Origin of the sequence: Streptomyces huasconensis (genome assembly GCF_021028635.1) — a bacterium.
GTDB lineage: Bacteria > Actinomycetota > Actinomycetes > Streptomycetales > Streptomycetaceae > Streptomyces > Streptomyces huasconensis.
The window spans coordinates 3,863,167-3,884,087 of the sequence record NZ_CP086119.1 but is presented as its reverse complement, the minus strand read 5'-3'; the positions used below and the strand labels follow the sequence as shown (position 1 = coordinate 3,884,087).

Sequence of the window (20,921 nt, the reverse complement as noted above, 5' to 3'; positions counted from 1 at the left end):
CCTTCGATACCTGCCGGATCACCGGAACGTGACCGCCATCACGTAGCTTTCTACGAATCTACGCGAGTAGAAATTTTGTGCCGGTAGTCTGAAGGGACCTGCTCAGCACCTTGCAAGCAGCACACGCAAGCACCACACACCGGGAGTGCCAGTGGCACGCGTCGTAGTCGACGTCATGCTCAAGCCGGAGATCCTCGACCCCCAGGGCCAGGCGGTGCAGCGTGCACTGCCGCGCCTCGGTTTCCAGGGCATCTCCGACGTACGTCAGGGAAAGCGTTTCGAACTGGAGGTGGACGGGCCGGTCGACGACGCCGCCCTCGCCCGTATCCAGGAGATGGCGGAAACCTTCCTCGCCAACACCGTGATCGAGGACTTCGTCGTAAAGGTGGAGGACGAGAAGGCGGAGGGCGAGAAGTGACCGCTCGAATTGGCGTCGTCACTTTCCCCGGAACCCTCGACGACCGCGACACCCAGCGCGCCGTCCGCGTGGCGGGCGCCGAGGCCGTGCCGCTGTGGCACAAGGACAAGGACCTCAAGCAGGTCGACGCCGTGGTGCTGCCGGGCGGGTTCTCCTACGGGGACTATCTGCGGGCCGGTGCCATCTCGCGTTTCTCGCCGGTGATGGAGTCCGTCATCGAGCAGGCGAAGGCCGGAATGCCCGTTCTGGGCATCTGCAACGGCTTCCAGGTCCTCACCGAGACGCACCTCCTGCCGGGCGCGATGCTGCGCAACAACCACCTGCACTTCATCTGCCGCGAACAGAAGCTGCGCGTGGAGAGCGACCGGACCGCCTGGACCGCCGACTACACCGCCGGCCAGGAGATCTCGATCCCGCTCAAGAACATCGACGGTCAGTACACCGCCGACGAGCGGACCCTGGACATGCTGGAGGCCGAGGGCCGCGTCGCCTTCCGGTACCTCGACGGCAACCCCAACGGCTCGCTCCGTGACATCGCCGGCATCACCAACGAGGCGGGCAACGTCGTCGGTCTCATGCCGCACCCCGAGCACGCCGTCGAGCCGCTGGTCGGCACCGGCCGCACCGACGGCCTGGGATTCTTCACCTCGATCCTGAAGAAGCTGGTCACCGCATGACTCTGGACACCGTCAAGCACGCAGCCGAGACCCCCGACGTCAAGCTGCCCTGGGCCGAACTGGGCCTGAAAGAGGACGAGTACGAGCGCGTCCGCGAGATCCTCGGCCGCCGCCCGACCGGCGCCGAGCTGGCCATGTACTCCGTCATGTGGTCCGAGCACTGCTCGTACAAGAGCAGCAAGGTCCACCTGCGGCAGTTCGGCGAGAAGGTCCCGGCCAACGACGCCATGCTCGTCGGCATCGGCGAGAACGCCGGAGTCGTGGACGTCGGTCAGGGCTACGCCGTCACCTTCAAGGTCGAGTCGCACAACCACCCCTCGTACGTCGAGCCCTACCAGGGCGCGGCCACCGGCGTCGGCGGCATCGTGCGCGACATCATCGCGATGGGCGCCCGTCCGGTCGCGGTCGTGGACCCGCTGCGGATGGGCGACGCCCACCACCCCGACACCAAGCGCGTGCTGCCCGGCGTCGTCGCCGGCATCGGCGGCTACGGCAACTGCCTGGGCCTGCCCAACATCGGCGGCGAGCTGGTCTTCGACGCCTGCTACCAAGGCAACCCGCTGGTCAACGCCGGTGCCATCGGTGTCATGCGGCACGAGGACATCCACCTCGCGAAGGCGTCGGGCCCCGGCAACAAGGTCATCCTGTACGGCGCCCGCACGGGCGGCGACGGCATCGGCGGCGCCTCGATCCTGGCGAGCGAGACCTTCGACGACACGAAGCCGTCGAAGCGTCCCGCCGTGCAGGTCGGCGACCCCTTCCAGGAGAAGCTCCTCATCGAGTGCACCCTGGAGGCCTTCGCCGAGAAGCTGGTCGTCGGCATCCAGGACCTGGGCGCGGCCGGTCTCTCCTGCGCGACCTCGGAGCTGGCGTCGAACGGCTCCGGCGGCATGCGGGTCGAGCTGGACGACGTACCGCTGCGCGACTCCACGCTCACTCCCGAGGAGATCCTCATGAGTGAGTCGCAGGAGCGCATGTGCGCCGTCGTGGAGCCGGAGAAGGTCGACCGGTTCCTGGAGATCTGCGAGAAGTGGGACGTCATCGCCACCGTCGTCGGCGAGGTGACCGACGGCGACCGCCTGGAGATCTTCTGGCACGGCGAGAAGATCGTCGATGTCGACCCGCGCACGGTCGCCCACGACGGACCGGTCTACGAACGCCCGTACGCGCGCCCGCAGTGGCAGGACGCCCTTCAGGCCGACGACGCGAACAAGCTGGCCCGCCCGGCCGACGCGGACGAGCTGCGCGAGCAGGTCCTCAAGCTGGTCGCCGCCCCGAACCAGGCCGCGAAGTCCTGGGTCACCGACCAGTACGACCGCTTCGTGCAGGGCAACACCGTCCTCGCCCAGCCCGAGGACTCCGGGATGATCCGGATCAACGAGGAGACGGGCCTCGGTGTCGCCATCGCCACCGACGGCAACGGCCGGTACGCGAAGCTCGACCCGTACAAGGGCGCACAGCTCGCGCTCGCCGAGTCGTACCGCAATGTCGCCGCCTCCGGTGCGAAGCCGCTGGCGGTCTCGGACTGCCTGAACTTCGGTTCGCCCGAGGACCCGGACGTCATGTGGCAGTTCGCCGAGGCCGTGCGCGGCCTCGCCGACGGCTGCCTGGAGCTGGGCACCCCGGTGACCGGCGGCAACGTCTCGCTCTACAACCAGACGGGCGAGGCGGCCATCCACCCGACGCCGGTCGTCGCCGTGCTCGGCGTGATCGACGACGTGGCCCGCCGCACGCCCATCGCGTTCAAGGAAGAGGGCCAGCTCCTCTACCTGCTCGGCGAGACCCGCGAGGAGTTCGGCGGTTCGGCCTGGTCGCAGGTGGTCCACGACCACCTCGGCGGACTGCCGCCCGAGGTCGACCTGGGCCGCGAGAAGCTGCTCGCGGAGATCCTGATCTCGGCCTCCCGTGACGGCATGATCGACGCCGCGCACGACCTGTCGGACGGCGGTCTGGTGCAGGCGGTCGCGGAATCCTGTCTGCGCGGCGGTCTCGGTGCGCGGCTGATCGTCCCGGACGGTCTGGACGCGTTCACCTTCCTGTTCTCCGAGTCGGCGGGGCGCGCGGTCGTCGCGGTGCCGCGCAGCGAGGAGCTGCGGTTCACCGACATGTGCGGGGCGCGGGGCCTGCCCGTCACGCGCATCGGTGTGGTGGACGGTGACGCGATCGAGGTGCAGGGCGCGTTCACGTTGCCGCTGAGCGAGGTGCGCGAGGCGCACGAGGGGACGATTCCGGGGCTCTTCGCCTGACGGTCTGCCTTTCCTCCCCGCCGGGAAGCCCCCGTCCGGACCGCACGGTCCGGGCGGGGGCTTCGTCGTGCCCGGGGTCGGCTGCGGTGAAAGTTGGCCTTGATCGAAATTACGTAATTACGTAAGCTCCACACATGGATCTTGAGGCACGCGTCGCCGAGCTCGAGCGGCGCATGGCGGAGCTGGAGAGCGTGGGCCCGGCCGTGCCCGCCGTGGAGGAGGGCGACTTCTGGGCCCTCGACGCGCTGAAGGCACGACACCCGGTGGCGCGGGACGCGGATGGTGCCGTCCTGTTCACCGGGGCCGTGCGCGTGCCCACCGGGCACCGGTACGAGTGGCAGTACGGCCGGCTCACCGAGTCGCTGTTCGAGGACGACTGGTCCGAGGCGGCCGATTCGTTCGCCGCGCTCGGCAATCCCGTGCGGCTGCGGCTGCTGCGGGAGATCCTCGCGGGCACCAGCACCGCCGCCGAGCTTGCCGCGCTCGACGACATCGGCACGACCGGCCAGATCTACCACCACCTGCGCCAACTGACCGGCGCGGGTTGGCTGCACAGCACAGGACGCGGTCGCCACGAGGTTCCGGCGGGGCGGGTCGTGCCGCTGCTCGTAATGCTCTCCGCCGCGCGTCCCTGACCGACCGCACCGACCGCAGCAGACGCACCAACCGCAGCAGGGGGAACGATATGTCCATAGGTATGCGCAAGTTCACCGGGATGCTTCAGCGCCTGCTGGTGCTGTACGTCTTCGTCCAAGTGGTCGCCGGATTCTTCGTGGAGCTGCCGTACCCGTACTGGGCGGGCTGGGTCCCGATCGTCGCCGTCCTCGCGATCGGCTTCGCCCGGCGCAGGGCCGTCAGCCGGGAGATCGTCGCGGAGCCCCCGGCCCCCGTAGAGGTCGACCCGCCCGTCACCGGCCGCTGGTCGGCGCTGAACAGCCCCGCCGACAAGGTGCCGAGCCACGGTACGCACGGCCTCGGCCAGACGTACGCCATCGACATCACGGCCGAGCCGGAGGAGGGGCCCCGGCGTCCCACCCCCGTCTGGTTCTGGCCCGTCGCCCGCCGCGGCCAGGCCTATCCCGCCTTCGGGGCACCGCTGCTCGCGGTGGCCGACGCCACCGTGGTGCACGCCGAGGACGGCCAGCGCGACCACCTCAGCCGCAGCTCCCTCGCCGGGGTCCTGTACTTCTGGCTGATCGAGGGCATCGGCAGGACGCTCGGCGGAGCGCGGCGCATCGTCGGCAACCACGTCGTCCTCGACCTCGGCGGCGGGGTGTACGCCGTGTACGCGCACGTGCAGCGGGGCTCGCTGGCCGTGCGGGCGGGGGACGAGGTCGCCGCCGGGCAACTGCTGGCCCGCTGCGGGAACTCCGGCAACTCCACCGAGCCGCACCTGCACTTCCAGCTGATGGACGGACCCGACCTGGACACGGCGCGGGGCGTGCCGTTCAGCTGGCGCGGGATCGGGGTGCCCGGCGGCGGCGAGACGTTCGCGGTGGGCGAGGACGTCACCCCGGTACCGTGACCCGCATGACTGAGGAGCTGGGGCTGCGCGCGCGCAAGAAGAGGCAGACCGCCGCGCGGATCTGGAGCGTCGCCGTGGACCTCTGCTCCGAGCGGGGCTTCGACCACGTCTCCGTGGCCCAGATCGCGGAAGCGGCCGACGTGTCGAAGATGACTGTCTTCAACTACTTCGGCACCAAGGAAGGCGTGATCGTCGGCCCGATGGAGGAGCACGCCGCGGACCCGGCCCGCGCGGTGCGCGAGCGCCGGCCCGGCGAGTCCGCGGTGGCCGCCGTGCGCCGCCAGTTCCTGGCCCAGATCGCTGAGCGTGACCCGTCGATCGGTCTCAGCGGTGACCCGCGCGCCCTCAAGGTGCGCCAGCTCGTCAACGAGACACCGACCCTCGCGCACCGCATGGTGATCTTCCACATGCGCAGCATCCAGCTCCTCGCGGACGCCCTGGCGGAGGAGACAGGTGACATGCTCCTCGCCCGGGTCGCCGCCGCCCAGCTGACCGGCGCCCGCAACGCGCTCATCATGGAGAACCACCGGCGCGCCATCGCCGGCGACTCGCTCGACGAGATCGCGAAGGGCTGCGCCGACGCCGCCGAACGCGCCTTCGATCTGGTGGAAAAGGGACTTCAGGGGTACCCCGGGAACGCTTAGGCTCGGCCCATGCCACCGGCCAAGAAGCGCACGCGTACGTACGACTCCGCCAAGATCCGCACCGCCGTGCTCGCCCAGTTCGGCGCCGTACGAGAGGCGGTGCGCACCCTCACGCCCGACCAGCTGGCCCGCCCCACCCGGCTCGGCGACTGGACCGTCCACCAACTGGCCGCCCACATCGCGATGGTGCTCGGCACCGTCCACCGCTACCTGAGCGTCCCGGAACCGGCGCGGCACGAAGTGGCGCTCATGGACTGGCCGTTCGTGACCGTCACCGCCGCCGCCCAGGTCGACGAGGACACCCGCGCCCTCGCGGAGACCGCGGGCGCGGACCTCGACGAGCTGTTCACCCGCACGCTCACCGGCGTCGAGGAGTCCCTGGCCGCCGCCCCCGACGAGCGCCTCGTGCCCTCCCGCTTCGGCGCCATGACCCTCGGCGACTTCCTGGTCACCCGTACCGTCGAACTCACCGTCCACACCGACGACTTGAACGACGCCGTGCCGGGCCTCGACGTGCCGTACGACCGCCAGGCCCTCGCCGCCTGCGCCCGCCTGCTCGCGGACGCGCTCGCGCTGAAGGCGCCGGGGGCCTCCACCGAGGTGCGCGTTCCCCCGTACGCGGTGGTGCAGTGCGTCGAGGGCCCGCGGCACACCCGCGGCACCCCGCCGAACGTCGTCGAGACCGACCCGCTGACCTGGGTCCGCCTCGCCACGGGCCGCACCGACTGGACCAGCGCCCTGGACGCGGCGAAGGTCAGCGCGAGCGGGGAGCGCGCCGACCTGTCGGGACTGCTGCCGATCATGGGGTAGCCCAACGGGGGGCGTATGGAACCAACACCCCCACTTGTTCCGTCACATCGCCATGCACACGCAGCGTCTGACCCTGACCCTGACCGCGCTGGCCTCCGCCGGGCTGCTGCTCACCGCATGCGGCACCGAGTCGGGAGCCGGCTCCGAAACCGGCTCCGGCGGCCGCTCCGTGCAGCCGGGGCCGCCCCTCACCGGCGTCCGCTGGACCGTCGACAGCCTCACCCTGGACGGCAAGAAGTACGAGGCCCCGGGCGACGCCCACCTCAAGATCGGCAAGGACGGGCGGGCCGGCGGCAGCTTCGGCTGCAACTCCGTCGGCGCCGACGTGACGATCAAGGGCGACACCGTGGAGTTCGGCGAACCGCTCCTGACGAAGCGGGCCTGCACGGACGAAAACCGCATGAGGTTCGAGAAGAGCGTCCTGCGCGCCCTCGGCAAGGAGAAGCTCACCGCGAAGGTCGACGGCGCCCGGATGACCCTCACCACCGCCAAGGGAGACCGCATGGCCTTCACCTCACGGCCCGATGAGCCCGACACCCCGCTCACCGGCACCAAGTGGACGGTGCGCGCGGTGGGCGACGCCAAGAGCGCCGCGCCGCTGCCGAAGGACGTGGCCGACAAGGTCCACCTCACCTTCGGCGAGGACGGCAAGGTGCGCGGCAACCTCGGCTGCAACGACGTCACCGCCGAGGCAGAGGCGAAGGACGGCCGCATCACCTTCGGCGTCCCGGCCACCACCCGCAAGATGTGCCCGGGCGCGACGATGGCCACCGAGCGCAGGCTCCTGAAGCTCTTCGACGGCCCGGCGCGCTACGTGATCGAGCGGGACACCCTGAAACTCACCGCCGCCGACGGCACGGTGATCAACGCGAGCGGCGCCGCCAAGTAGGCCGTTGTCACCGTCCGTACAAGGGTCGTATCCCCAATTCGGACCAGTGGTCGATCTCGCCTACACTCGATGATGTGCCACGTGGTGACGGTCGACTCAATCACGATCTGCTTCCCGGCGAGAAGGGCCCCCAGGACGCTTGCGGCGTCTTCGGTGTCTGGGCTCCGGGCGAAGAGGTCGCAAAGCTCACGTACTTCGGGCTCTACGCCCTCCAGCATCGGGGCCAGGAATCCGCGGGAATCGCGGTCAGCAACGGCTCCCAGATCCTCGTCTTCAAGGACATGGGCCTCGTGTCCCAGGTCTTCGACGAAACCTCTCTCAGCTCGCTCCAGGGTCACATCGCGGTCGGTCACGCCCGCTACTCGACGACTGGCGCCTCCGTCTGGGAGAACGCCCAGCCGACGTTCCGTGCCACCGCGCACGGCTCCATCGCGCTCGGGCACAACGGCAACCTCGTCAACACGGCCGAGCTGGCCGAGATGGTCGCCGAGCTGCCCAAGCAGGAGGGCCGGACCACACGCGTGGCGGCCACCAACGACACCGACCTCCTCACGGCGCTCCTCGCCGCGCAGGTGGACGGCGACGGCAAGCCGCTGACCATCGAAGACGCCGCCATGAAGATCCTCCCGCAGGTTCAGGGCGCCTTCTCCCTCGTCTTCATGGACGAGCACACGCTGTACGCGGGCCGCGACCCGCAGGGCATCCGCCCGCTGGTCCTCGGCCGCCTGGAGCGCGGCTGGGTCGTCGCCTCCGAGTCCGCCGCGCTCGACATCTGCGGCGCCTCCTACGTCCGCGAGATCGAGCCGGGCGAGTTCGTCGCCATCGACGAGAACGGCCTGCGAACGTCCCGATTCGCAGAAGCGAAGCCCAAGGGCTGCGTTTTCGAGTACGTCTACCTGGCCCGTCCCGACACGGACATCGCCGGGCGGAACGTCTACCTCTCGCGCGTCGAGATGGGCCGCAAGCTCGCCAAGGAAGCCCCGGTCGAGGCCGACCTGGTCATAGCGACCCCCGAATCCGGCACCCCCGCCGCGATCGGTTACGCGGAGGCCTCCGGCATCCCCTTCGGCGCGGGCCTGGTCAAGAACGCCTACGTCGGCCGGACCTTCATCCAGCCCTCGCAGACGATCCGCCAGCTCGGCATCCGGCTGAAGCTGAACCCCCTCAAGGAAGTCATCAAGGGCAAGCGCCTGGTGGTCGTCGACGACTCGATCGTCCGCGGCAACACCCAGCGCGCCCTGGTCAAGATGCTCCGCGAGGCCGGCGCCGCCGAGGTCCACATCCGGATCTCGTCGCCGCCCGTGAAGTGGCCGTGCTTCTTCGGCATCGACTTCGCGACGCGCGCCGAACTGATCGCCAACGGCATGACCATCGAGGAGATCGGCACCTCGCTCGGCGCCGACTCCCTCTCGTACATCTCCATCGACGGCATGATCGAGGCCACGACCATCGACAAGCCGAACCTCTGCCGCGCCTGCTTCGACGGCGAGTACCCGATGGAGCTGCCCGACCCCGAACTGCTCGGCAAGCAGCTTCTGGAGACGGAACTGGCCGCGGGACCGGCGGGCACCGCCGCCGCCGACGCGATCCGCCGCCCGTAAGACACCCGCAGTACGAGCAGTACGACACGAAAGTTCTCACCGTCATGTCTGAGACCACTGGTGCCAGCTACGCAAGCGCGGGCGTCGACATCGAGGCGGGCGACCGCGCCGTCGAGCTGATGAAGGAGTGGGTCAAGAAGACCCAGCGCCCGGAGGTCGCGGGCCTCGGCGGCCTCGGCGGCTTCGCCGGGCTCTTCGACGCCTCCGCGCTCAAGCGCTTCGAGCGCCCCCTGCTCGCCTCCGCCACCGACGGGGTCGGCACGAAGGTCGACGTCGCCCGCCAGATGGGCGTGTACGACACCATCGGCCACGACCTCGTCGCGATGGTCATGGACGACATCGTCGTGTGCGGCGCCGAGCCGCTCTTCATGACCGACTACATCTGCGTGGGCAAGGTCCACCCGGAGCGCGTCGCCGCCATCGTCAAGGGCATCGCCGAGGGCTGCGTCCTCGCCGGCTGCTCGCTGGTCGGCGGCGAGACGGCGGAGCACCCGGGGCTGCTCGGCCCGGACGACTTCGACGTCGCGGGCGCCGGCACGGGCGCGGTCGAGGCCGACCGCCTCCTCGGCCCCGATCGCATCCGTAAGGGTGACGCGGTCATCGCCATGGCGGCCTCCGGTCTTCACTCGAACGGGTACTCGCTCGTGCGGCACGTGGTCTTCGACCGCGCGGGCTGGGCGCTGGACCGCCACGTCGAGGAGTTCGGCCGCACGCTCGGCGAGGAACTCCTGGAGCCCACCAAGATCTACTCGCTGGACTGCCTCGCGCTCACCCGCACCACGGACGTCCACGCCTTCAGCCACATCACCGGCGGCGGCCTCGCGGCCAACCTCGCGCGGGTCATCCCGGACGGCCTGCACGCGATCGTCGACCGCGAGACGTGGACCCCCGGCGCGGTCTTCGACGTGGTCGGCAAGCAGGGGAAGGTCGAGCGCCTCGAACTGGAGAAGACGCTGAACATGGGCGTCGGCATGATCGCGATCGTCCCCGAGGAGTCGGCGGACGCGGCGCTCACCACCCTCGCCGACCGCGGCGTGGAGGCCTGGGTCGCGGGCGAGATCACCGACCGCGGTGACCACGCGACGGGCGCCGCCCTGATCGGTGACTACGCCAAGTAGCCCGATGCGGGAGGGTCCACGGCAGCACAAAACCCGGTCCGGAGTGGTGACCACCCCGGACCGGGTGAAGTGCAGTCGCTACAACGAGGTCAAGCGCCGCGGCGCTGCGACGACGGACCGGACTCGTCGGAGTCCTCGTCGTCGTCGACGTTATACAGATCCGCGTACTGGGCGTACGGGTCGTCTTCCTCGTCGTCCTCGAACGGCTCGCCATTCGGCGGCTGTTGCGAAGTCGAAGCGCCCAGCTCATTGGCCAGACGCGACAGGTCAGTCCCGCCGCTGCTGTACTTCAGCTGGCGGGCGACCTTCGTCTGCTTGGCCTTTGCCCGGCCGCGCCCCATGGCTCGACCCCCTCGGATACGGGGCTCGACGGCCCCAGAGTCTTGACACGCGTTCATGATCTAGGACGGACTCTCCTCGGAGAGACCGGTCCGTAGGGCTTCCACGGTACCTGCTCCTGCGGCCATACGGTACGTCGCCCGCAGGACGCGCCTCGGCGCAGAACCCGCGAGGAGCCCTGTCCTCGCTGGTCAACTGCGATTTTAACCTCTTCTTGCCGGGCGACCCGCCGACGGGGGTGAGTCTTGTCTCCTCCACCGCGTCGGCGGGCCCTGCGGACGCGGTCTCAGCGGGCGTCGGCCATCCGCTGCTCGGCGATCCTGTCGGCCGCCGCGGCCGGCGGAATGCCGTCCTGCTTTGCGCGAGCGAATATCGTCAGCGTGGTGTCGAAGATGTTCGCCGCCTTCGCCTTGCACCGCTCGAAGTCGAAGCCGTGCAGTTCGTCGGCGACCTGGATCACGCCGCCGGCGTTCACCACGTAGTCCGGCGCGTAGAGGATCGCGCGGTCGGCGAGGTCCTTCTCGACGCCCGGGTGCGCGAGCTGGTTGTTGGCGGCGCCGCACACCACCTTCGCGGTCAGCACGGCCACGGACTCGTCGTTCAGGGCGCCGCCGAGCGCGCAGGGGGCGTAGATGTCGAGCCCCTCGGTGCGGATCAGGGCCTCCGTGTCCGCCACCGCCGTCACCGACGGGTGCTTGTCCAGGACGCGGCGCACGGACTCCTCCCGCACGTCGGTGATCACGACCTCGGCGCCGTCCGCCAGGAGGTGCTCGACCAGGTGGTGGCCGACCTTGCCGACACCCGCGACCCCGACCTTGCGATCGCGCAGTGTCGGGTCGCCCCACAGGTGCTGGGCCGAGGCCCGCATGCCCTGGAAGACGCCGAAGGCGGTGAGGACGGAGGAGTCCCCGGCGCCGCCGTGCTCCGGGGAGCGTCCGGTGGTCCAGCGGCACTCGCGGGCGACGACGTCCATGTCGGAGACGTACGTACCGACGTCGCAGGCCGTCACGTACCGGCCGCCGAGCGAGGCGACGAAGCGGCCGTAGGCGAGGAGCAGGGCCTCGCTCTTGATCTGCTCGGGGTCCCCGATGATCACGGCCTTGCCGCCGCCGTGGTCGAGCCCGGCCAGGGCGTTCTTGTACGACATCCCGCGCGCGAGGTTCAGCGCGTCGGCGACGGCCTCCTCCTCGCTCGCGTACGGATAGAAGCGGGTGCCGCCGAGGGCCGGGCCCAGGGCGGTGGAGTGGAGGGCGATGACGGCCTTGAGGCCACTGGCGCGGTCCTGGCAGAGCACTACTTGCTCATGGCCGCCCTGCTCCGAGTGGAACAGGGTGTGCAGGACGCCGTTGTCTGCTTCGGTCACGGTGGTGACTCCCGGTCGAGTAGCGGCGGTGGGCGGGCTCCCGTACGGGTGGCGGGGGCCCGATGGGCATGAGAGTAGAGCCTGTCCACCGCGCGTGAGGGCCTCGTGCCGAGGATCACCCGTCTCGCCGAGCGCGGACCGCGTGACGGAGCGGCGCGGCAGAGCGCGGCCATGGCACGATCGGCAGTGGTTTCTGGGTTGTCCGGCCGGAACGCGGGGGAGAGAGCAGCCGTGCCCAAGGTGTCATCGGTGACGGTCCCGTACGCCTCCTACTTGCGCGTCTACGAGCCGTTGGCCGCCTTCCCGGAGCCGGAGCGCGGCCACTGGGCGCGCTACGCCTGCCGCCCGGACCGCCCCTCGTACCAGGACGAGCTGCGGCGCTCCCTCGCCGACCTGGTGCCGACGCCGCCCGTGCCCGTGCCGGTGCACGAGAGCAGCGACGCCTTCGTCCTGGAGGTCGACGGGGTGCTGTGCGTCTGCCCGTGGCGGACCCGGCTGCGCGGCTGGCAGGCGATGGGGGAGCTGGCCGACCGGCTGCCCCTGCCGGTACTCGACGCGGTGCTCCCGCCGGTGCTGCGCCGCCAGACGGCCGCGGACTACGAGCAGTGGCTGGCCCGCAACCCCGACGCGCGCCCGTGGATTCGTACGTCGACGTGGCAGGTGCCGCTGCACTGGTTCGTGCTCGTCTCGGACGAGGAGCGCTGTTACGACCCGGGTGAGGGGGAGGCGCCGGGCACGCCGCCGGTCCTTCGCTACCGCACTCCGATGGTCCAGGCCCGGCGCCGGGTGGCGCGCGGTCTGAAGACGCTGCGGGACGCGCTGGACGAGGCACCGCTGATCGAGGGCCTCGTGGACGTCGGCCGGTGGCTGGAGGAGTTCCACCCGCGCTCCCTGGTCGAGCTGGACTACGGCGGCCTCGTGCACGCCCTGCCCGCCGACGAGCTGGACGAGGACCACTCGGCCGCGGATGTCGCCGAGGGGATCGAGGCCCTGCGCAACGGCGACGGCGAGGGGGCGGGCGAGGCGTATGCGAGGCTCGTGGAGCGGTGGCGGGCGGTCCGGGACCTCCAGTTCGCGAACTGAGGCCGCGCGTCGCTCTGAGGGGCCGTCATCTTCCGGCCGTTCGCGGGCGCCGGGACGTAGGTCCCGATCCGGGCCTTTGTGTCAAGCGTGACGGACCGCACTTTCGGGGCCCTTGCGCCCATCGCCCCTCCTCATGCCAAAATAGGACAAGGAGTCCGGGGAGGGCTCCTTCCGCCCAAGTAAGGGCGGAATGCTCTGCATTGCACGCTATGGGGGGTCCTGTTGACTCATGATCGCTCTGTGACTGATCGTCACGGTGGCGTGACTGTCCGCTATGGCATGGTCCATCGGCTTCCGTCGGTGATGAACACCTGGGAGGGCAATTCCATCGGTTTGGCCGACGTGGCTGGACGGATGGTGTAGTTGTAGTGCCGAGGACAAGCCGTTCGTCCTATAACCGACTCGACTCGCGTCCGCCATTTCGGGCAACGCGGGTCAAGGTGCAGAATTTAGAGGAATGAACCGAGAAGGTTCGGTTCTCCCGAGGAGGCCGCTCATGACCGCTCGCACCCCTGATGCCGAGCCGCTGCTGACCCCGGCTGAGGTCGCCACGATGTTCCGCGTCGACCCGAAGACGGTGACGCGTTGGGCAAAGGCTGGCAAGCTCACGTCGATTCGCACGCTCGGCGGACACCGCCGTTACCGCGAGGCTGAGGTCCGCGCACTGCTCGCGGGTATCCCGCAGCAGCGCAGCGAGGCCTGACGTACGCCGGAAGTACCGCTCAACCAGCAGTAACCCGCACAACCCGGACGAAGAGCACCACTGCTGTCAGGTCCCCCAACCTGGCCGTTCGTCCGACATATAGCTACACGCGACGCGGGTCTCGCCCCAACGGGACCCACGCCTGAGCCGCATGGGTGAGTCGTTCGATCGCGCTGGACTCCGCCGGGTCCAGCGCGATTTTTTTATGCGCCGAAGGGGTGCCCGAGGGGTGTCCTTGGTGGTCTCCGGGGAGTGCTGTGGGGTGCCGTGGGGGATACGGCGGCGGCGCGGCGGGGGGAGGTGCAATTGCACATATTAAATTGGCTGGTTGTAGGGAGGGTGTAAGTTCGAGTGTTTCCCAAACCTGTTCGGTGACACCCGTCACATGCCGCGCGCCTTGTTGCGTCATATGCCTCTGCGCTAAAGGGACTTCGGGAGCGCGACGGAGCCTCCGCCTCTCACCCTCCCACCGCGGGAGCGGGCCGCGCGGCGGCATTGGTCATGCCTTGGCGGGACTTTCGTCCTCGTCGGGTGTGCTCTCGCCCGCGCCCTCCACGGGGCTCTCCAGGACGAAGCCGGCCTCGGGCGCCTCGAGCTCGCCGGGGCGGTGCGGGGAGGGCTCCAGGGCGAGCCTCAGGAGCCGGTGGCAGATCGCGCAGTGCCGCGTCAGGTGGCGGTAGCTCGTGGCCGCCGCGAGATGGGCGCGCAGCAGGGCACGCGTCTCGTGCCGCACAGCCGCAGCGGGAGCAGGCGAAGCAGAAGGAACAGACGAAGCGGACATGCGTCACCTCCCGGGGGAGTCTGCCGCCGACTCCCTGCTGTCCGGGGTACCGGTGGAATGTGACGCAGTCAAGATGCGCATACGAGAACGGGCCGCATCGGAATCGATGCGGCCCGTCTCTTCGACTGCGGTCCTGACGGGATTTGCTGTGTCTTTCCGCGGCTGCGCCGCGGGCGCGGCCCCTGGCCGGGTGGAGTGGTCGCCGGGTGCGGGAATGCGGAACGGGCCGCTCCAGCAAGGGATGCGGCCCGTTCTCCTCAACTGCGGTCCTGACGGGATTTGAACCCGCGGCCTCCACCTTGACAGGGTGGCGAGCACTCCAAACTGCTCCACAGGACCTTGCTCGCGGCACTTGTTGGTGCGTTGTGCTGCGAGACGAGACTCTACAGCAGCGCAGGCCCGGCGGTCGAACTCACCCTGCGTGCCCGCCCGCTCACGGCGCCACCGCGTCGATGGCCTTGACGATCCGCTTGTCCGAGACGGGGTACGCCGTGCCCAGCGCGTGCGCGAAGTAGCTGACGCGCAGCTCCTCGATCATCCAGCGGATGTCCAGCACTTCCCTGGGCACGGGCCGCCCCTGCGGCAGCTGCTCCAGCAGCCACAGGTACTCGTCCCGCATCTCGCGGACCTTCTCCATGCGCGTGGTGTCCCGCTGGACGTTGGTCGGCATCTGCTGGAGGCGGCGGTCGGCGGCCACCATGTACCGCATCAGGTCCGGCAGGCGCCGCAGGCCCGTCTCCGTCACGAAGCCCGGCTTGATGAGGGAGTTCAACTGCTCCCGTACGTCCGCGAGGTTGGCGAGGAGCGCCGGGCTCCGCGCCGACTTCAGGCGCCGCTCACAGGCCTGCCAGGCGGCCAGCACCTGCTGCACCTGTCCGACCGCCCGCACGGTCGTGTCGACGATCTCCGCGCGCACCTTGTCGAAGAGCTTGCGGTACGACTCCTCGTCCCAGACGGGCCCGCCGAAGTCCGCGATCAGCTTGTCCGCGGCGGCCATCGCGCAGTCGTCGAAGAGGGCCTGCATGGAGCCGTGCGGGTTTGCGGACAGGGCCAGCTTCTGCTGGTTCGTCAGCTTGTCCGAGGCGAATTTGCCGGGGTTCACGGGGATGTTGCGCAGGATGAGCCGGCGGGTGCCCTTCCACATCGCCTGCTGCTGCTCGGCCTCGGTGTCGAAGAGGCGTACGGACACAGTGTCTGCCGCGGGCCCCTCGTCGTCCACGAGCGCGGGATACGCCTTCACCGGCTGCCCCGCCCTGCGGGTCTCGAACACGCGGCTGAGCGTGCCGATGCTCCAGTCCGTGAGCCCCGTGCGCTCCACGGCCGCACCGCCGGTGCGCTCGGCCGTCGCGGCGGCGGCCTGCGAGAGCGCCTTGCGGGCCTTCGGCTTCAGCCGCAGCTTGAGGGCTTCGAGGTCCTTGTCCTCGGCGAGCTTCCTGCGCCGCTCGTCGGTGATCCGGAACGTGATCTTCAAGTGGTCCGGTACGCGCGTCAGATCGAAGTCGTCGGGCGAGACCGGCACCCCGACCATCCGCTGGAGCTCGCGGGCCAGCGTGACGTGCAGCGGCTCCTGCAGCGGAACCGCCCGCTCCAGGAACGCCTTCGCGAAGTTCGGCGCCGGGACGTAGTTGCGGCGGATCGGTTTGGGCAGGGAGCGGATCAGCTCGACGACCACGTCCTCGCGCAGGCCCGGGATCTGCCAGTCGAAGCCCTCGTCCGTGACCTGGTTCAGGACCTGGAGCGGGATGTGGACCGTGACGCCGTCCGCGTCCGCGCCCGGCTCGAACTGGTACGTCACCTTGAACTTCAGCGGCCCCTGGCGCCACGCGTCGGGGTAGTCGTCCTTGGAGACGTCACCGGCCTTCTCGTTGATGAGCATCGACCGCTCGAAGTCGAGCAGTTCGGGCTCTTCCCGCTGCTTCTTCTTCCACCAGGAGTCGAAGTGCGCGCCGGAGACGACGTCCGCCGGGACCCGCTGGTCGTAGAAGTCGAAGAGCGTCTCGTCGTCGACGAGGATGTCGCGGCGCCGGGCGCGGTGCTCCAGCTCCTCGACCTCGGTCAGCAGCTTGCGGTTGGCGGCGAAGAACTTGTGGTGCGTGCGCCAGTCGCCCTCGACGAGGGCGTTGCGGATGAACAGGTCGCGGGAGACCTCGGGGTCGATGCGGCCGTAGTTCACCTTGCGGTCGGTGACGATCGGGACGCCGTACAGCGTCACCTTCTCGATCGCCACCACCGCGGCCTGGTCCTTCTCCCAGTGCGGCTCGCTGTAGGTGCGCTTCACCAGGTGCTGGGCGAGCGGCTCGACCCACTCCGGCTCGATCTTCGCGTTGACGCGGGCCCACAGGCGGGAGGTCTCCACCAGCTCGGCGGACATGATGTAGCGCGGGGGCTTCTTGAAGAGCGCCGAGCCGGGGAAGATCGCGAACTTGGCGTTGCGGGCGCCGATGTACTCGCCCCGGCCGCCGCGCTGCTTGGGGTCCTTGGCGTCCTTGCCGCTGTCCTTCGACTCCTTCACGTCCTTCAGCCCGATGTGGGAGAGGAGGCCGGCGAGGAGGGAGATGTGGACGTGCTGCTCGGGGGCGTCCTCTTCGTTGAGGTGGATGCCCATCTGCTTGGCGACCGTGCGCAGCTGCGTATAGATGTCCTGCCACTCGCGGATGCGCAGGAAGTTGAGGTACTCCGCCTTGCACATCCGGCGGAACGACGACGAGCCGCGCTCCTTCTGCTGCTCGCGGACGTACCGCCACAGGTTCAGGTACGCGAGGAAGTCGCTCGTCTCGTCCTTGAAGCGGGCGTGCTGCTGGTCGGCCTGCGCCTGCTTCTCCGCCGGGCGCTCGCGCGGGTCCTGGATGGAGAGCGCCGCCGCGATCACCATGACCTCGCGCACGCAGCCGTTCTTGTCGGCCTCCAGGACCATGCGGGCCAGGCGCGGGTCCACCGGGAGCTGCGCCAGCTTGCGGCCCTGCTCGGTGAGGCGCTTGCGTACGTCCTTCTGGGTCGGGTCCAGCGCGCCCAGTTCCTGGAGGAGCTGGACGCCGTCGCGGATGTTGCGGTGGTCCGGCGGGTCGATGAAGGGGAACTTCTCGATGTCGCCGAGGCCGGCCGCGGTCATCTGGAGGATGACGGAGGCGAGGTTGGTGCGGAGGATCTCCGCGTCCGTGAACTCCGGGCGCGAGAGGAAGTCCTCCTCGCTGTAGAGCCGGATGCAGATGCCGTCCGACGTACGCCCGCAGCGGCCCTTGCGCTGGTTGGCGCTGGCCTGGCTGATCGCCTCGATGGGCAGCCGCTGCACCTTCGTACGGTGGCTGTAGCGGGAGATGCGGGCCGTGCCCGGGTCGATCACGTACTTGATGCCGGGCACGGTCAGGGAGGTCTCGGCGACGTTCGTCGCGAGGACGATCCGTCTGCCCGTGTGCTGCTGGAAGACGCGGTGCTGCTCGGCGTGCGAGAGCCGTGCGTACAGGGGCAGGACCTCGGTGAACCGGTAGTTCTTCTTGTTCAGCGCGTCCGCCGTGTCGCGGATCTCGCGCTCTCCGGAGAGGAAGACGAGGATGTCACCCTTCCCCTCGGCCTGGAGTTCCTCGACGGCGTCGGTGATCGCGGTGATCTGGTCGCGGTCGGAGTCGTCCGAGTCCTCTTCGAGGAGGGGGCGATAGCGCACCTCCACGGGGTACGTCCGGCCGCTGACCTCGACGATCGGCGCGTCCCCGAAGTGCCGCGAGAAGCGCTCGGGGTCGATGGTCGCCGAGGTGATGACGACCTTCAGGTCCGGGCGCTTCGGCAGCAGCTGGGCCAGATAGCCGAGCAGGAAGTCGATGTTGAGGGACCGCTCGTGGGCCTCGTCGATGATGATCGTGTCGTACGCGCGCAGGTCGCGGTCCGTCTGGATCTCGGCCAGCAGGATGCCGTCCGTCATCAGCTTGATGAACGTGCCCTCCGGGTTCACCTGGTCGGTGAAGCGGACCTTCCAGCCGACGGCCTCGCCGAGCGGGGTCTTCATCTCCTCGGCCACGCGCTCGGCGACCGTGCGGGCGGCGATGCGCCGCGGCTGCGTGTGGCCGATCATGCCGCGCACGCCCCGGCCCAGCTCCAGACAGATCTTGGGGATCTGCGTGGTCTTGCCGGAACCGGTCTCGCCCGCGACGATCACGACCTGGTGGTCGCGTATCGCGTCGGCGATCTCGTCCTTCTTCTGGCTGACCGGGAGCTGCTCGGGATAGGTGATCGCGGGCACGCGGGAGCCGCGCTCGGCCATCCGCGCCTCGGCCTTCTCCACGTCCGCCGCGATCTCGGCGAGGACGGCGGCGCGGGCCTCGGGCTTGCGGATGCGGCGCGCACCCTCCAGCCGGCGGCCGATCCGGTGCTCATCGCGGAGCGAGAGCCCGGACAGGCGGGGGGCGAGGGTGTCGAGGGCGAGGGCGGGCTGCGTAGACATACGCCGTCCAGGATCTCACCCGCCGCTCGGCAGTGGCGAACCGATTTCACGGGCGGGACCGCCCGGCACGTACGATTCCGGGCATGTTGTCCCGTGCGCGTACGGCGTGGTGCCCCTTGGTGGCGGTGCTGCTCGTCGTGCTGGGGGGGTTCTGCGGGCCCGCGGTGGCCGACACCGCCGTGCCGCCGGTCTCCACGGTGGCGCACGTGTATGCAGGGCATGACCAGCGGCCCGGCTGCGGCAAGGGCGGTCAGGGGGACGCCGGGCAGCAACCCGTGTCGCCGCCGCGGTCCGGCTCCGCGCACGAACTGCTGCCCGCGCTGTACGAGGCCCATGGGGCGTCCGGCGCCTGGAGCGCCGACCAGGCCGTCCTCGAGCCGACGCCGCTGCGCGGGCCGCCCCCGCTGACGCCGCCTTCCCCTGTGGATCTCTCTGTCCTGCGCGTGTAGGGGCCCCCTACCCGGGCCCCTTCCACCACGTACAGGAACAGAGAGAACCTCCTGATGCCGAAGAGCAACAACAACAAAAAGAAGAACATCGCCATCGGCGCGGGCTTCGCCGTCGCCGCCGTGCTGCTCGGCGCCGCCTCCTACACGGCCACCAAGCCCGCCGACTCCCCGGGCACCACCTCGAAGGAGGCGGCCGCGGGCGCCGCGCCCTCCGCCGCACCGCAGGCCGGTGTCTACCCCGAGCTGGAGAGGCTCGCCCGGCGCGACGCCAAGGACCCCCTCGCGCAGGGCCGCGCGGACGCGCCCGTCGTGATGGTCGAGTACGCGGACTTCAAGTGCGGCTTCTGCGGGAAGTTCGCCCGCGACACCGAGCCGGGCCTCGTGAAGAAGTACGTCGACAAGGGCGTCCTGCGCATCGAATGGCGCAACTTCCCCATCTTCGGCGCGGACTCCGAGCGGGCCGCGCGCGGCGCGTGGGCGGCGGGGAAGCAGGGGCGTTTCTGGCAGTTCCACGAGGCAGCGTACGCCGAGGGGTCCAAGGAGAAGGGCTTCGGCGAGGGGCGGCTGAAGGAGCTGGCGAAGGAGGCCGGGGTCAAGGACCTCGACCGGTTCGCCGCCGACGCGGGCGGTGACGCGGCCAAGGCCGCCGTGCGGAAGGACCAGGAGGAGGCGTACGGCCTCGGCGCCACCTCCACGCCGTCCTTCCTGGTCAACGGGCGGCCCATCTCGGGCGCGCAGCCGGATGAGGTGTTCCGGCAGGCGATCGAGGCGGCGGCGGCGGGGCGGGCCGGCGGCGCGGCTGGCGGCAAGGCGGGCGGCGATAAGGCGGGCGGCAAGGCCGGTGGCGATGAGGCCGGTGGCAAGACCGGCGCCAAGGGGGGATCCGAGTGACCGCCGATGTGGGGTACTTCGCCGCGTTCCTGGGCGGGCTGCTCGCGCTCGTCAGTCCGTGCAGCGCCCTGCTGCTGCCCGCCTTCTTCGCGTACTCGATCGACTCGACGTCCCGGCTCGTCGCGCGGACCGGCATCTTCTACGCCGGGCTCGCCACCACCCTGGTCCCCCTGGGCGCCGCCGGGTCCTACGCCGGGCGGTTCTTCTTCGGCCACCGTGACCAGCTGGTGCTCGTCGCCGGGTGGCTGATCATCGGGCTCGGCGCGCTCCAGGTCGTGGGGATGGGCTTCGCCTCGCGGAGGATGGCGGAGCTGTCGGGGCGCATCCGGCCGACCACCGCGTTCTCGGTGTACGCGCTGGGGGCCGTGTACGGCCTCGCCGGGTTCTGTGCCGGGCCGATCCTCGGCAGCGTCCTGACGGTGGCGGCGGTGAGCGGCAGTCCTGTCTACGGGGGGCTGCTCCTGGCTGTCTACGCGCTGGGCATGGCCGTGCCGCTGTTCGTGCTCGCGCTGCTCTGGGAGCGGTTCGAGCTGGGGCGGCGCGGGTGGCTGCGGGGGAGGGCGTTCCGGGTCGGGCGGTTCGAGCTGCATACGACATCGCTGCTCTCGGGGTTGTTCTTCGTCGCGCTCGGGACGCTCTTCCTCGTGTACGACGGGACGACCGCGCTGCCGGGTCTGCTGGACGTGGACGATTCGTTCGCGGTGGAGCAGTGGGCCGGGGGTGTCGGGCGGGCCGTGCCGGATGCGGTGCTGCTCGTGGGGGTAGTGGTGCTGGTGGGAGGCGTGCTCGGGGTGCGGGGGTGGCGGCGGAGAGGGGAGACGGGGCCGGCGACGGAGGTGGGGCCGGAGGCGGAGACGGAGGTGGGGCCGGAGGCGGCGACGGAGGCGGCTTCTTCGGAGTCTGTTTCGTCAGCTTCTGGGTGAGAAGGTCTCTTATGCGTGGTTTAGCGTGT

General features: G+C 70.1%; 19 protein-coding genes and 1 tRNA gene. 15 read left to right on the top strand and 5 right to left on the bottom strand.

The window, feature by feature from the left end:
* Positions 1-151: 151 nt before the first annotated feature.
* From purS to purM, 10 genes are all read left to right on the top strand, one after another.
* Positions 152-418 (top strand): phosphoribosylformylglycinamidine synthase subunit PurS, encoded by a 267-nt coding sequence (purS, locus tag J2N69_RS17670; RefSeq protein ID WP_205037043.1) that lies wholly within the window; start codon positions 152-154, stop codon positions 416-418.
* Positions 415-1,095, top strand: coding sequence for a phosphoribosylformylglycinamidine synthase subunit PurQ (gene purQ, locus J2N69_RS17665; protein WP_127911518.1), 681 nt, complete (start codon positions 415-417; stop codon positions 1,093-1,095). Before purS ends, purQ begins: the two co-directional genes overlap by 4 nt.
* Entirely contained in the window at positions 1,092-3,341 is a 2,250-nt protein-coding gene (gene purL / locus J2N69_RS17660; protein ID WP_230901648.1) for a phosphoribosylformylglycinamidine synthase subunit PurL, read from the top strand. Before purQ ends, purL begins: the two co-directional genes overlap by 4 nt.
* A gap of 134 nt (positions 3,342-3,475) precedes the next feature.
* Positions 3,476-3,976 (top strand): helix-turn-helix domain-containing protein, encoded by a 501-nt coding sequence (locus tag J2N69_RS17655; protein ID WP_230901647.1) that lies wholly within the window; start codon positions 3,476-3,478, stop codon positions 3,974-3,976.
* 62 nt (positions 3,977-4,038) lie between these two features.
* A complete protein-coding gene (locus J2N69_RS17650; RefSeq protein WP_230901646.1) occupies positions 4,039-4,866 on the top strand; it encodes a M23 family metallopeptidase in 828 nt (275 codons plus the stop codon).
* 5 nt (positions 4,867-4,871) lie between these two features.
* Entirely contained in the window at positions 4,872-5,510 is a 639-nt protein-coding gene (locus J2N69_RS17645; protein WP_230901645.1) for a TetR/AcrR family transcriptional regulator, read from the top strand.
* A gap of 9 nt (positions 5,511-5,519) precedes the next feature.
* Positions 5,520-6,320: a maleylpyruvate isomerase family mycothiol-dependent enzyme gene (locus J2N69_RS17640; protein WP_230901644.1), complete on the top strand. Its 801-nt coding sequence runs from the start codon at positions 5,520-5,522 to the stop codon at positions 6,318-6,320.
* Between the two features lie 52 nt (positions 6,321-6,372).
* Positions 6,373-7,209, top strand: coding sequence for an META domain-containing protein (locus J2N69_RS17635; RefSeq protein WP_230901643.1), 837 nt, complete (start codon positions 6,373-6,375; stop codon positions 7,207-7,209).
* A 74-nt stretch (positions 7,210-7,283) separates the two neighbouring features.
* Positions 7,284-8,810: an amidophosphoribosyltransferase gene (gene purF / locus J2N69_RS17630; RefSeq protein WP_127911523.1), complete on the top strand. Its 1,527-nt coding sequence runs from the start codon at positions 7,284-7,286 to the stop codon at positions 8,808-8,810.
* A 44-nt stretch (positions 8,811-8,854) separates the two neighbouring features.
* On the top strand, positions 8,855-9,928 hold the full coding sequence (purM, locus tag J2N69_RS17625) for a phosphoribosylformylglycinamidine cyclo-ligase (RefSeq protein ID WP_230901642.1): 1,074 nt from the start codon (positions 8,855-8,857) through the stop codon (positions 9,926-9,928).
* A gap of 89 nt (positions 9,929-10,017) precedes the next feature.
* Here the strand turns inward: purM and J2N69_RS17620 are convergent, their stop codons facing one another.
* Both J2N69_RS17620 and J2N69_RS17615 read right to left on the bottom strand, forming a co-directional pair.
* Positions 10,018-10,269, bottom strand: coding sequence for a DUF3073 domain-containing protein (locus J2N69_RS17620; protein WP_127911525.1), 252 nt, complete (start codon positions 10,267-10,269; stop codon positions 10,018-10,020).
* 284 nt (positions 10,270-10,553) lie between these two features.
* Positions 10,554-11,630, bottom strand: coding sequence for a Leu/Phe/Val dehydrogenase (locus J2N69_RS17615; RefSeq protein WP_230901641.1), 1,077 nt, complete (start codon positions 11,628-11,630; stop codon positions 10,554-10,556).
* 231 nt (positions 11,631-11,861) lie between these two features.
* On the opposite strand from J2N69_RS17615, the gene J2N69_RS17610 reads away from it, so the two are divergent.
* Together J2N69_RS17610 and bldC are read left to right on the top strand one after the other, a co-directional pair.
* Positions 11,862-12,713 carry a DUF8083 family protein gene (locus tag J2N69_RS17610; RefSeq protein ID WP_230901640.1) on the top strand — a complete coding sequence of 284 codons (852 nt, stop codon included), beginning with the start codon at positions 11,862-11,864 and terminating at the stop codon, positions 12,711-12,713.
* Positions 12,714-13,209: 496 nt separating this feature from the next.
* Positions 13,210-13,416, top strand: coding sequence for a developmental transcriptional regulator BldC (gene bldC, locus J2N69_RS17605; RefSeq protein WP_003949541.1), 207 nt, complete (start codon positions 13,210-13,212; stop codon positions 13,414-13,416).
* A gap of 499 nt (positions 13,417-13,915) precedes the next feature.
* Here bldC and J2N69_RS17600 read toward each other — a convergent pair whose 3' ends face one another.
* The 3 genes from J2N69_RS17600 to hrpA form a co-directional block, all read right to left on the bottom strand.
* A complete protein-coding gene (locus tag J2N69_RS17600; protein WP_230901639.1) occupies positions 13,916-14,197 on the bottom strand; it encodes a DUF6274 family protein in 282 nt (93 codons plus the stop codon).
* Positions 14,198-14,461: 264 nt separating this feature from the next.
* Positions 14,462-14,536, bottom strand: a tRNA-Asp gene (locus J2N69_RS17595).
* A 94-nt stretch (positions 14,537-14,630) separates the two neighbouring features.
* Complete coding sequence (gene hrpA, locus J2N69_RS17590) at positions 14,631-18,629, bottom strand: ATP-dependent RNA helicase HrpA (RefSeq protein ID WP_230901638.1); 3,999 nt, start codon at positions 18,627-18,629, stop codon at positions 14,631-14,633.
* 83 nt (positions 18,630-18,712) lie between these two features.
* Here hrpA and J2N69_RS17585 point away from each other — a divergent pair, with 83 nt between their 5' ends.
* From J2N69_RS17585 to J2N69_RS17575, 3 genes are read left to right on the top strand one after another with little or no spacing between them, the layout of a single operon-like run.
* On the top strand, positions 18,713-19,078 hold the full coding sequence (locus J2N69_RS17585; RefSeq protein ID WP_230901637.1) for a hypothetical protein: 366 nt from the start codon (positions 18,713-18,715) through the stop codon (positions 19,076-19,078).
* A gap of 54 nt (positions 19,079-19,132) precedes the next feature.
* Positions 19,133-19,969 (top strand): DsbA family protein, encoded by an 837-nt coding sequence (locus J2N69_RS17580; protein WP_230901636.1) that lies wholly within the window; start codon positions 19,133-19,135, stop codon positions 19,967-19,969.
* Entirely contained in the window at positions 19,966-20,892 is a 927-nt protein-coding gene (locus tag J2N69_RS17575) for a cytochrome c biogenesis CcdA family protein (protein WP_230901635.1), read from the top strand. Before J2N69_RS17580 ends, J2N69_RS17575 begins: the two co-directional genes overlap by 4 nt.
* The last annotated feature ends 29 nt before the right edge of the window (positions 20,893-20,921 follow it).

Coding starts and splice junctions, on each gene's coding strand:
- purL (WP_230901648.1), top strand. CDS start 1,092: ATGACTCTGGACACCGTCAAGCACGCAGCCGAGACCCCCGACGTCAAG.
- J2N69_RS17655 (WP_230901647.1), top strand. CDS start 3,476: ATGGATCTTGAGGCACGCGTCGCCGAGCTCGAGCGGCGCATGGCGGAG.
- J2N69_RS17650 (WP_230901646.1), top strand. CDS start 4,039: ATGCGCAAGTTCACCGGGATGCTTCAGCGCCTGCTGGTGCTGTACGTC.
- J2N69_RS17645 (WP_230901645.1), top strand. CDS start 4,872: ATGACTGAGGAGCTGGGGCTGCGCGCGCGCAAGAAGAGGCAGACCGCC.
- J2N69_RS17640 (WP_230901644.1), top strand. CDS start 5,520: ATGCCACCGGCCAAGAAGCGCACGCGTACGTACGACTCCGCCAAGATC.
- J2N69_RS17635 (WP_230901643.1), top strand. CDS start 6,373: ATGCACACGCAGCGTCTGACCCTGACCCTGACCGCGCTGGCCTCCGCC.
- purM (WP_230901642.1), top strand. CDS start 8,855: ATGTCTGAGACCACTGGTGCCAGCTACGCAAGCGCGGGCGTCGACATC.
- J2N69_RS17620 (WP_127911525.1), bottom strand. CDS start 10,269: ATGGGGCGCGGCCGGGCAAAGGCCAAGCAGACGAAGGTCGCCCGCCAG.
- bldC (WP_003949541.1), top strand. CDS start 13,210: ATGACCGCTCGCACCCCTGATGCCGAGCCGCTGCTGACCCCGGCTGAG.
- J2N69_RS17600 (WP_230901639.1), bottom strand. CDS start 14,197: ATGTCCGCTTCGTCTGTTCCTTCTGCTTCGCCTGCTCCCGCTGCGGCT.
- hrpA (WP_230901638.1), bottom strand. CDS start 18,629: ATGTCTACGCAGCCCGCCCTCGCCCTCGACACCCTCGCCCCCCGCCTG.
- J2N69_RS17585 (WP_230901637.1), top strand. CDS start 18,713: ATGTTGTCCCGTGCGCGTACGGCGTGGTGCCCCTTGGTGGCGGTGCTG.
- J2N69_RS17580 (WP_230901636.1), top strand. CDS start 19,133: ATGCCGAAGAGCAACAACAACAAAAAGAAGAACATCGCCATCGGCGCG.